2 protein-coding genes are annotated in these 13,752 nt (G+C 33.9%); both read right to left on the reverse strand.

Annotated elements, in window-relative coordinates; all coding sequences use genetic code 11:
* Positions 1-206 precede the first annotated feature (206 nt).
* A complete protein-coding gene (locus J3U16_RS01715; RefSeq protein WP_267330061.1) occupies positions 207-10,028 on the reverse strand; it encodes an SdrD B-like domain-containing protein in 9,822 nt (3,273 codons plus the stop codon).
* A complete protein-coding gene (locus tag J3U16_RS01720) occupies positions 10,028-13,570 on the reverse strand; it encodes a hypothetical protein (RefSeq protein ID WP_267330060.1) in 3,543 nt (1,180 codons plus the stop codon). The genes J3U16_RS01715 and J3U16_RS01720 overlap by 1 nt, the downstream gene beginning before the upstream one ends.
* Positions 13,571-13,752 lie beyond the last annotated feature (182 nt).

The following is a 13,752-nucleotide window of genomic DNA, read 5'->3' on the forward strand; positions in this document are numbered from 1 at the left end:
AACATTTTTTTTAACCAATTGTTTTTTTTAGTTACTTTTCAATGTTTTTTTTCTGCACTTAAATAGTTAATATTTAGAGATAAACAATTATAAATCAATGTAATTATCAGTTAGAAATAAAAAATTCCGCCCTTTTCCTAATAAATCAGAAAAGGACGGAAATTAAGGTGGTTTAAAATTTGGATCTTACGATCCAAATTCATTTGTTATTGACTCTTTTCCTCTGAAACTGTGAAGTCAACTTTACTTGGTAAGCCTGGTGATACTCTCACTACTTTAGGATTACGCCCAATTACTTCATAGCCTTTCGGTAGTGATCTTGTATCTAATTTAAGAACAAAATTCGCACCTCGTTCCCAACGTCCACCAGATACACCGACTATGTGATAACGACCACTAGCATCAGTTGTAATAATTTCACCACGTACAGTAACTAGTTTTACACCACCTAAGCCTTCTTCACCTTCGTCCTGAACACCATTACCATTTTTATCAACATACACTTTTCCGAAGATTAGTGCATCATCAAATAATGGATCAGCAGTAACAGTTACTGTTGCCTGAGAAGTATTAGATACAACTTTTCCATTTATTGAATTAACTGCTACAGCTGTATTAGTGTATTCACCTTGAGTGACACCAGCACCAACAACAAGCATATAGGTAAAGGTTAATTCACCTTTTGGTTTTAATTGAATAAGTTGTGAATTTACTGTTCTTCCTCCAGTAGGATCTTCAACTTTTTTACCATTAAGGCGAGTGGAGCCTTTAACAAATTTAAAGCCTGCTGGTAAAACGTCTTTGATCTTAATAGTTGAAACGCGTGAACTATTATTCGTTATTTTAATAGAGTAAGGAACAATATCACCAACCGTTACCTTATCTTTTAATGCAATTTTAGCAATAGTTATATCAGCATCTGAACTACGATAACCTAATAAAATTCCATATGCTAAATTACTTGTTCCATCATTTACCATAACTGGTACAGTATGTTCACCACCTACACCATTAAAGTTTATTGTAGCCGGTGGGTTAGAGAGATTAATTAAATCATGCTCTACTAAATTACCACTAGCATCTCTATACTTATCAAATGATGGTATTAGATCATATAAAGGATTACCTCGACCTACACTAACAGTTCCATCATTATAATCGCCATAAAGAACACGGATAAAGTAACGTGCGCTTGTACTACGAGTAGTATCACTGATTAGATTACGGAAATTAAATTTACCATTGTCATTGCTGGTCGAAACAATTGGACGACCATTTCTATCCATTATATGGTTTTTATTACCATCTAATAAGTAAACTTTAACTCCAGATAAACCTTTATAACCAGATACTCCAGTTAAACCAGCACCTTGATTATCATCTAGAACTTTACCTTCGATAATACCACCATTGATATAACCAAAGTTTTGATCAGATAACTTACCTGTAATATTTATGACGGCAATATTCGCAGTTTGCGGTAATTTTAATTCACCATTTGCATTATGATGGGCATCATCAGGGTCAAAGCTAGCTTTTAGTGTTGATGGTACGCCAGCAATTTCAATACTCCATTTGCCCGGAATAAGATTAGCAACATCATAATCTATATCACCAGCAGCTAAATTACGTGTGAAGTTAATTGACGGATTATTCACATTTTTAAAGGTAATTGTTATTGGAGCATTAATAGCTGTATCTATTGAAGGATTATATTCTCCATCATCATTATTATCCAAGAACACTTTACCTTTAATGCCACTAATACCACTCCAAGCAAATGTAACGTTTTTAGCTTGATCTGTTGCACTAGCAAACTGATAGGTTTCTTCCATCAAGTTATCTGTTTTATTGATTGTTGCGGCAATATTACTATCAGTAAGCATGAAGCTACTAATGTAACTATTACTTCCCATACTAACTTTAACTTTATAACTAATACCAGAAGCTAAATTGTCAAATTGATATTTACCAAGCTCATCAATATTTGTTCCAGTAGTAGTTGCGGCTTTCTTATCAATTAAATTATCGTCTACAAATAACTCAACTTGATAATTTGGAATTAGAGAATCAATACCGATATCCCGAGATGAAATAGCATTACCATCTTGAGTATCAACATCAATTACAACTTGACCGCTAATACTTGCTTGTCCCTTCAATCCAAAATCAACATTCGTGACCAAATTAGAAGATGTTGCTTCAATTTTGATTCTTGTTCCATTTGTTATAGATGTTGAATTTGAACCTTGAGGCTGAATCACATAACTGTAACTATAACCTGCAACGGCTGTTGCGTTTACAGTTACATCCCATTGACCTTCAGCTATATTATTAATTTCATATTGACCATTAGGATCACTAATTGCAGTTAATACTATATTATGATCATTAACATCTCTTGCCTCAACGGTAACTCCCGCTAAAGTTGTATCGTATGTTTGATGCACACCTTTTCCAGAAACATCTTTATAAATAGTTCCTTTCAAGGTTTTTTGGCTCTTATAACCATAGTCAATTTGAGCAAGATCTTGAGTAGCAGATGTTAATGCTAATGTATCATGATTAATTGCAGACCCACCATTTATCATAGCTGGACTGAAACTGATTTGATAGCCAGCTCCAGTCAAGTTACTATCATTAACAGTCAATTCATAATCATTATATGCGGTAAGGTTTTCAAACTTATAACTACCGTCACTTCCTGTAGTTGTTGAAATAGCCGTTGTACCGTTTAAACCATTTGCTTTAAGGGTAACCTCTACACCGCTTAATGGTCTATCAATTGATGCTGCATGATAATTTAAACCGACATTATCATTTACATCCACGTCAACAACAACTTTACCTGATATTTTTGCACTACCTTTCAAACCGAAATTAATATTTTTTCCTACCGTATCATTTGACGCGATTATTATTTTCAATTCGCCAGGGTTAACTTCGCTAATAGTTGCATTACCTACGGCAGCATCAAAATAACTATAATTCCAACCTGACGGTGAATTTGAAATTTTAATTATCCAAGTACCAGCAATCAGATTGTTTAGTGAATAACTACCATCTGCAAGAGAAACTGCATTAATAGTTAAATTATTACTTTGATTAACTGCGGTAATTCCAACACCTGCTAGCGGAGGATAGTTAGTATTATGCTGACCATTACCCATAATGTCTTGATAGATATGTCCACTTATACCTAAATTAGATTTATAACCAAAGTCATTCCTATCTGATTGCGCAGCATCGCCTGAAATAGAAATTGTCGCAATATCCGAAGCAGTATTTGATGATGCTTGACCAGAAGGACTAAAGCTAATGACATAACCATTTAATTTATTAGATGGGTCAGTCACTCTAATTCGGTAGCTACCATTAGCTAAATTATCAAAAGTAAATTCACCATCACTATTCGATACCGCTTCCTTATAAATAACGGTATCACTATTTGGGTCTATCAATTTTATGGTTAAACCATCGACACCAGTATCGAATGATGACAATTGCTCATCCGCATCATTATCAAACACGACTTTACCAGTAATCTTAGCTTGGCCTTTCATACCTAAATCAAGTTTGATCTCATTGCCAGTATTTGAATCTACTTCATAAGTGATACTATTATTATTGACAGCAGTTGGGGTTACCACTTTTTCAACAAAATAACTATAGGTTAAATCAGTTCGTGTCGGATGAGAGACAGATACTGTCCATTTACCTTCAGTAATATTATTGAAGGTAAATTCACCGTTACTTCCTACAGTTTTAGTATGAGTTACATGCTTATTGTTACTCAATTCGCCTTCAACTTTAACTACCGCCCCATCTAGTTTTGGATTAAATGTTTTTTCAGACTCATTTCCACCGATATCTAAATAAACATTCCCTGATAATTTACGATCAAACTGATACCCAAACACTCTTGTATTTGGATTTGCTTCAAAACTTGTATCATTTGGTCCATTTACATTAAAAGTTGCTGTCTCAGATACAGGTGATGGATTTCCAGGACTAAAGACTAATTTATAATTAGAATCACTCACATTACTACTTATTTCATAATTATAAGCGCTCAATCCTGTTATTTCAAAAAGACCAGTTGATGCATCAACAGTAAATTCTTTTGTTTTAAATCCAGCTTTATTAGTTGCCGAAGTTAGTGTTATTTTCGGCGTTATAGGAGTAGCTAGCTGACCAAAGCTTATATCGTTAGAACTATAAACTCCATCACTATCACTATCAATAACGACATAACCGGTAATCTTACTATTACCTCGATAACCAATATCAATGTTATCAACAACATTTTGATCAGCTGTCACTTCAACTTCTAACGATAAATTATTACTTTGTTGTATTGGAACAACATTATTTCCAATAGCCGTATAATTTAGAACATAACTATTCCAATCAGTTATTGTTTGTGAAGATGCTGTTGAAATAGCCCATGTTCCTACCGGAATATTATCAAATACAAAGTTACCATTTGGATCAGTTGTTGCTTCAAATGGAGTTTGTCCACCACTGAAATTTGAACTTGATACTTTCGTTAGAACCAGTTTAACACCTGCAAAACTAGTGTCTACACCGGTTCTATCTTTGCTATCATCAACATCAATAACAACTTGACCTGATACTCGTCCAGTATATTTGAAAGCTGTACTGCTATTAAAATCATTATCAGTTAAAGGTTCAAAATTGAATGTATTAGTATTATTCGGTATATCAGTCGCTGGTACTAATACAGTCGAATTAGGCGTACTAACCTTAATTTGATAATTATAATCTTTTGGTAATTTATCAAACAAATATTGCCCATTTTTCGATGCATTACCATTCAATGCAATGTTAGCCGTTTTTGTCTTGTTAAGCGTCTTAAAAGTATCTGTATTTGGTTCTTGATAAGATAATTCAACCTCAACATTATTAGTCAGTTTTTGATCAGTTTTAATCTTATCACTATTATTATCTATCCAAACATCACCACCTAGTTGTAGTTTACCTAAAACTACATAGTGATTATCTAATGATCCCTCTTCTTTCAATGCTTTTACAGGAATAACAATATCTTGCGCTCTATTACCTGCTTTACTGAATTTAAAGTCATAGCCCGGAAGAGTGTTCATTTCAATTTTAACTGAGTAATCAACATCATTTCCATATAAAAGATCTGCAAAATGATAGTGCCCATTGGTTGTCAATTGTGTCATTAACAACTGACCTGTACCATTTAAACCATCATAAAGCTTAACTGTTACTTGGTTTGAACTATTGATTAAATGTGCATACTCATTCAATCGACTTGTATCAGTATTAGTATCATTAAAATCGACATAAATATCACCTTGGATACCATCATGGCTTGCTTTGCTATAGAAGAAGGTTTTATCCGTTACCCCTGAATTAGTAATAGCAATACCTGAAATAGTATCAATTGGTTGAGTAGTGCTCACACTATTTCGAACAACAACATAATATGCTGGTGGATGTTTCACGTTAACTTTATAATTTCCACTCGGTAAATTATAGAAATGATATTCACCATTCTCATCGCTATTTTGACGAGCCATCTCTTTACCGTTTTCATCAATCAAACTCAATAAAACATTTTTCAATGGTTTATATTTTGTAGGATCTGGATCATCAATTAATGTTTTACCAGAAATACCACTATTTATTGCTGTAGGGCTAGTAATCCCTGCTGAAGGATTAGGGTTTGTCCCTCCAGCTAACAAGAAGTATTTACTTTGTTGGTTTTGCCTTCCCGAACTAAAGCTAATTGGCGATAAAACTGTATTGGTATTTTTATCAGCATTAGAAATAACACCATACCCACTAGGAGGCACAATTTGAACAACATAAGTATCATTAAGTTGATTTTTATCTAAATCAAAACTATAAACCCCAATTTGATTAGTTTTTATCGTCTTAAATGGACTACCAGTTGCCGTAGGTCCCTTATATAAATTGATAGTAACATTTTGTACTGGCACATCACCTGTTTTATCGAAATTAATATCTGCTTCACCATTATTATTAATATCAATTAACACATAACCATAAATAGAGGAATCACCTTCTTTTTTATAAAGAAAATCTAACGCCCCATTTGGTACAGTTGGATTGCTTTGTGTAATTTTAATATTAGAAATTGTGTCAGATAAACTTTTCAATTCATAACGACTTGTATCTAATCCTTCAGCTGTGACTTTAACTTTATAGTCATCATATAACAGGTTTGTAAATTTATAATTACCATTACCATCTGTCATTGTATATGAGTAAACATTATTAGAACCATTACGATATAACTCTACTCGAACCCCTGTCATTGGCACGTCACCATTATTAGGTTCAAAAATACCATTGTTATCATAATCGTAATAAAGTTTTCCACCAATTTCAGTGGTTTCTCTTAATCTTAGTAACCAATATTGATCTGGAGTACCATTTTGCAATAGTTCTACCTGCATATACTCCAAACCATTTTGTACTTTATTCGGTAAATAGCTGCCTTTCGTTTGACCACTATTACCTACTATTTCGAATGCATTATCCAACCCTTTTAGTTTTAACATCATGTTGGAAATATATAATTTATTTATCAACCTTGCATTTGTCTTGTTATAGACAAATCTAGCGTTGTCTTTTACTCCCTTATCTATAAAATCTGGTGTATTGAATAATGATTCAAAACTTCCACTGTAATGATTTTTATAAAGACGAGGAGTAAATACCCCTTCAACAGTTATTTTGGAAGGATTATACCTTTCGAGTTCTTCTTTAGTTAACAAAATTGACTGATCATTCTTAACATTTGAACCAGTAACATCCAGATAGATATTACCTGAAACAGCTTCAGTTAACGCTTCTGGAGCTGTATTTGCTTGCATAAACCACTGTTTATCAGCTTGCATTCCATTAGCTAAAGATCCATCAGCTTGAACTTCAAACTGCAATGTACCTGGTTCAGTCGCAGGATCTTGATCGGCTATATCAATATAATCATCAGTGCTAGTCTTATGCACAATTTTATATTTACCTTTCGGTAAAGATTTTAAATCGAATGCATGATAATAATCACCAATATCTGCCCAATATTCATAATGATCGTTATCCCAATAATAGAGAGCAAAATTTCCTTTACCGACTTCAATTGTTTGCTCGCCTGCATATTGAGTGTCACCATTTATATCATTAATTGGTGCACCAGAAATAGTACCTTTACCTTGCATAAGGAAGTTTTTAGTAATAGGCGCATCAAGTGTTGTAAATTTAACTCTGTAAAATGGATATAAATTCTCACTAGCATTTGTAACTGTTTTTATTCCATCATATTTTACCTTAATCATATAATCTGTATTAGGAGTTACATTATTAAGTTGCCCATTAAATGTGTAGTCACCTTTACCATCTGTGATTTGCTTATCAAGAAAGTTTATACCATTTTCCGTACAATCGCTTTCATTACCATCACGGCAAAGTAGAACTGTTGCATATTTCAATGGCAAATCATTAGAGTTATAAAGTTGTCCTGTTTGGATCTTACTGTCAGCTAACCATGTATCAAGGTATACTGTACCTCGAATAACATAATCATTGACTTTCAACTTATACCAAAAATTGGTATTAGTATTAAATACTCTACCGCCATTAACTGATAATTCAATTTGTGATATGGTTTTTTTGTTATTACCTGGATCTATACTAAACCCTTTATTTTGGTCATTATTTTCAAAAACTAGATCCCCGTCTTTTATATTACTAGCCAAACCATATGTTTGTTTAGCCGTAATTCGATAATCACCATTCGGTAAATTAGTAAATTCATATTTACCATTTTCATCAGTAGAAAAGTTAGTAAATTCGACCCATTCACCGTCAACTTTCCTATCCAAAACAACTCGATTATATTTAATAGCTGTATCATTATTAGGAACATAACTACCTAAAGCACCTGGATGACTATTATTTAAATAAACATAACCTGAGATAGTATTTTTCTGTTTAGGTGCAAAAATAAGTCTATCGTCCCAAACTCTACCAGGGGTTAGCATCACCGTGAAATTCTGTAATGATGTAGGTTTTTCCAGAAGATTAGTATCATAATCTTCAACCGAATAATTAAACAATCCACAACGGTCAATATAATAATTCTGAAGGTCTCTTAAACCATAATACCCTGGTCTTTTATAAGTTACTTCAAGTTTATTATTTTGAGAGTCAGTTGCTTGGGTAACACCATCTTCTTCGTAAAATACTATCTTAGTATAGGTACTGGCTGAACTTGCCTCTAGTCCATTGTAAGTTGTACTCCAACTCCAATGTCCTCCAGCTGTTTCTAAATAGTTAACAACCATTAAATTACCTATAGCTTTTTGTACTGGTGAATACCAGAAGTTTTGATATCCTTTCTTATTATTTAAATTAGGTATAATAATTTCTTTTCCAGCAATATTATCTTTTGTATTGTTGCTTAATGTGACTTTACCTTTATGACTACTTCTTGAATTTGGAGAAGTACTCGTTGATTTTCCATCAGTATCATTGAGGAAATAGAATTTAGTCTCATCAATACCAGATTCAGTCAATGAAACTTTGTAATCTTTACCTTTAGTAAGACCTATAAATTGGTAGAATCCTGTTGTACCATTTGTTTTTGTAGTGGAAATTTTTTTCCATTCTGAACCAGTATGTTGATAAAGTGCAACTTTTGTTGACATTCCTCGGCTACCAACCGAAGTATCATAAATATTATTATCCGATTTGCCTGAATCGGGACCGCTGCTAAGATATTGTTGTGGTCCGATAACAAAAACATTACCTGATATACTAGATAGTGTTGTATCATTTGGGTCAATCTGAAATAAGAAATCAGGACCTGTTGGATTACCTATCTCATCAGGTATTTTCGCTTTCTTTCTCAGATCGCTTGGTAAGTATTTAAATGGAGGTGCAGGAACATTTGAAACTACAATATCATAAGTTGCTACAGCTAAATCACTGAAACCATAAAAACCATCATCTCCCGTAGTAACTGGATTTGTACCCATAACAGGGATAGTAGTATTCTCATAATAAATATCAACTCTTATTCCTTCTAATCCTGGATCGGTACCGACAGTGTAAAGTCCATCATTATCCATATCAAACGCAATGATACCATCTAGCTTATTCGGATTTCGCTTTTTGAGATTAAAAGAGCCACTTTGTTCAGCGCCTTTCATTGCAAATTTAATTTTATCATCATAGGTATTATTACCATTTGGTAAAGTAACATCCCACAATTTATACTTTAAACGCTTTAAAAAAATATCAACTTCAGCATCAAAGTAAACAGTATATTCATCATTCAATAATGTGTTTTTTATCTCAACCTCACCATTAGAATTAGTATCTAATACTATTACATTTTTTGTTGATGTATTAAGCAATTTAACTGGAAGATCATTAATCCCCTGATTATTATCATCTTTAACTTTAAGGTGAACAGTTCCACCATTACCTTTTAAAAATAGATTTTGACCTAATTCACCAGTCATACCACTGACTGAAACTGACTTGGAAACACTTTCATTATTTGTTGTTTTCACTTCAACATTATAAGAACCTAATGAAGATACATCAAATTCATAAGCTCCATCTTCATCAGTGTTTACGCTAGCAATTTTCGCACCTGTATAATCTTTTAGTTCAACAGGTAAGTTTTTTAATGGGAAGTTGACATTATTAGAGTTACCATCATAATCCAGAAAGACTTTACCTGAAATCGGTATCGCATTTGCTACCGATAGAGCCATAAACGAAATAAAAAATGAGAACAACACTAAATTAAAGTGTTTTATTATCGCTTTATAATTAAAAACTTTTATTAATGATCTTCTTTTAGATTTTGTGTTATGCTCAGTTCGCATTATCTTTTCTCCTGATATGCGTAAATTCTTTTTAACGTTTTCGACTTTTTGATCTGATTTCACTTGCATTTGTAAATGCGGTTGACCATTTTTAACTTTTTGCCAACTGTTCATTAGAAACTCCCCACGACATTTACAAACCAACCATGTGAACGGTAATTCAGGTGTGTTAAGTTATCGTTATAATCAGTAAAGTTATAACCTACACCCATCTTGATATTGTCACCAACATTGCGATAAACACTGGTAACTAAACCATCTTTATGGTCATCGGCTAAGCTTGTGCGTAATGTTCTTCCCTCTACCTGATATTCCCAATCGCCAAGTTTGTAATTGACTCTTAAGGCATATAAGTCTGCGCCTGATGAGTACCAATTACTTTCGCCTTTGTAACGTAAATGCCCTTGACGGTGCGCCGCTTTAAACGCCGTCTCCCAATTTGCATTCCATTCATAAACCCCTTCTAACGACCACACCCAGCTCTTCTGATCATATAAGCTTGATGTGTAACTTTTACTGCCTGATGAGGTAGAGTTTGCGATTAGCTGATCGTCAGGATCTAATCCATATACATAGGTTAGTTTTCCAAATAGATTTAGATTATTAATGGCTTGTGGCCGATAAGCAAAACCAACCATTGATTCAGTATAGTTACTCACAACCTTATCATCGCGTTCACCTAATGTTTTAGCAAAATCAAACTGAGTAAGCCAACTTAAGTTTTCACTTACAATAGTTTTAGCACGGTTTGTCGTGACCCATTGTTTGATACGCTCACTTGCTTCATCTATACGATATTCAAGGCGGTTACGCATTTGAAATTTTTCATTTTTAAAGCCATAACCTACTGCATATACATCTCGGCGAGTTTCATCATTTCCTGTCAAACTGGTACTATTTCGATTACGGTTATTTACTCGACCTATAGAGTAAGACCCTTCGACATATTGCGCTTCAGTTGGTTTATAATTGACACCATAGATATCTGAAGTAGTGTGATCGATTTTGCTGGTTTTAAATTGACGCTCAGAATATAACTCCATTTTACTTGTCGCATTGGTTTTTCCACCAAAAACAGTAGTTATTCCACGACCAGAAGTTGAATCGACATCATTTAATAATTTGGTGTATAAACTGGTTCGTTCATTAACATCCCAGCTACCTTGTACACCACCCCCTGCGCCTCGGTTAGAACCAAAAACTTCAGCACCGATATTGATGCTTTCAGTCACTTGCGAGTTATAACCTAGCGTCGTGCGGTTATCATCGGCAACATCACCTGATTTATTTAAGGTTAATTGTTGGATGATATAACCTTTATCTCGACCATCAAAGAATGAACGTTCTAATTTTGCCGCTACTAATGTTTCTTTAGTTGAATCACTACCATAATTATGATCATTTCGTTGTTGGAGCTCTAAAGCGGTTTTATATAATTCACCTAAGGCAGTGTAGTATTGTGCGCGAGTAATTCGTTCAACGTAATTTGCTTTATCTTTTTCTTGACTATGACCAACCAATACACCTTGTTTATCTGGTTCAAAATCATAACGCAATTCACCGCCCCACTCTTCTAAATCACTACTACGTGCTTTAGCAAAAGATGAGAAACCTTCTTGTTGCATCGAGTAATAGCCTTTGAAACTTAGTGGAACATCTTTTTCAGTAAAATCATTAAAATCGATTTTTTGTTCTATTTTCCAAGCAGCTCCACGAGTATCACCTGATAGCACAGTTTCAGTAAATGATAGACCACCATTGCTCGATACAAATATATCGTTCATTTTCGCTTTGGTTTTGGCGTATTCTAATTGAGTATGTGTTCCTTGCGTTGGTCTTACAATTAAATCCACACCTTTCAATTCATAATTATCACCACTAGCCTGATCTTCACTTAGGTAAGTTCCCCCAATTCGTAGATAATCGTTTAACCAGTGATAAGCTCTTCCACCAAAAACTTTCTGACCTTCAAGGTCAAATCCATCCGAGTAATATTCATATTCAGCAATAATCCAAACTGGATCACCACCAACTAAGTTTCCACCTTCGATAATGGAACTACCCGAGCCACCACTGGAGGTCATTGGTAATGGTTTAGTTAGCATTATACGACCTTGGAATTGGTTAACTTCATAATCCACACCTTCGGTTAAGGTACTGGTACTTAATACTCGTCCAGTGTTACGATCGCGTACTTCGACCGAAAGTTTTAAACTACCTTGAGTTACACGTTGATGTTTCAAAAAGTATAAGCTACCACCAGTTGAGGCTAATTCATTATGACTACCTCGTGTTTCACCATTTGATAAAAATATGGTAGCTAATGTACGAGTATCGCCATATTTTGTCGTCTGCTCACTTTCATGGTAAAGCTTAGCACCGTATAGACTTCGGTTAAAATTTGCAAATTCATTGCCAGTAATTTGGGTATTATAATTACCCCATAACCCGTAATTTTTACCTTTCTCTAACTTAACATAGAACTTACCTTCGGTATCAACATCACTTTCAGTAGTTGAGTCATCACCATAAATTGGATAATAAGCTTGAGGATCGATTTCTCGAACAAAACGCGTTGGGTCTTTTTCACCTAAATGACCAAATGCATTTTTTAATTTGGTTTCGGTGGTATCTAAATGAGCTGTTAAGCGATAATCTTCTTTATTGGCTTTTAAATAAAATGCAACTCGACCATCCCAACTACCTTTACCACTATAATGATGGCTATCAGCATCTTCTACTATTGATTGGCCTTCACCGCTAACATTATTTTGTGCATATGTGACATCAACAATACCAACATAAAAAATATCATTTTCTTTTTGAACAACTAATTTTTCGTTTTGTGAATGAGTTTGACCAAATTCATCTTTCCAAGTTAAATCGAACTGATATTCTCCTGGCGATAAAATCATCTCTCGCATGGCACGACCACTATTATCCACAACCAATCGTTCACCATTTAACATCACATCTTTTTTATCTTTTAGTCCCGCCATTTGAATGACAACTTTACGATCCTGCGCACCACTGACAATGCCTTGATGATCGATCCGACTTTCTCCAAAACCAGGAATAGTACTATCTGATTTTAATTTACCAAAGGTCAAGTTAGCGGCTGATGAGGAAGAAACATTGGATTTGCTATATGAAATAAATTCACTCTCTTGTTTTATACCATGGCCTAATGTACTAAAGTTAACGGCATGAACGTTATCTTTTAAGCCGTCATGACTAGTCGTGGTTAAAATCGCTTTATAATCACTATCAATTGACAATGGTTCACCATTGTCGGTATCACCTTGCCACAATAGCGCTTCATATGGGCTAATTTCATTAAACCTCAATGTTTTTATTGGGTGTTGGTTATCGACATCAGATTGACGATAAATAGTGATTTGATATTCTGCTATTTTGCTCGGATAGTTGGTATAAACATAAAGCCCCATTGGGGTATTGAATAAACCTTGGGATGTTAATTTAAGCTTCGGATTATAGATACTTAAATTTAGTTTTTCCGCTGAATTAAATTCATCACGAATAATATTTAATTTTGGTACGGTCTCCGTACTTGCATAAACACTATTTGAACCAAGTAAAAATGCAGCACTTATACTTAGATAAGAAATGTTACGGAAACGATTAAATTTGACCATGAACTATTATTTCCTTTCACTTAAATACATCTTGTTGTTATAAAAATAGAGCTGAAGAAATTTCAAAATTAAAGAAATGAAAATTTTTTATATGTTCATTTACAAACATATAAATATTAGAAATTTATTATAAAAATTTTGATATATTCTAGATTTGACCTTGATAGCCAGCAACTTCATAT

It is taken from the genome of Gilliamella sp. B3023 (assembly GCF_026536845.1).
In the GTDB taxonomy this organism is placed as follows: Bacteria; Pseudomonadota; Gammaproteobacteria; order Enterobacterales; family Orbaceae; genus Gilliamella; species Gilliamella apicola_E.

What these genes read in the sequence shown, in the direction of transcription:
- J3U16_RS01715 (WP_267330061.1), bottom strand. Translation starts at nt 10,028, where the DNA reads ATGAACAGTTGGCAAAAAGTTAAAAATGGTCAACCGCATTTACAAATG.
- J3U16_RS01720 (WP_267330060.1), bottom strand. Translation starts at nt 13,570, where the DNA reads ATGGTCAAATTTAATCGTTTCCGTAACATTTCTTATCTAAGTATAAGT.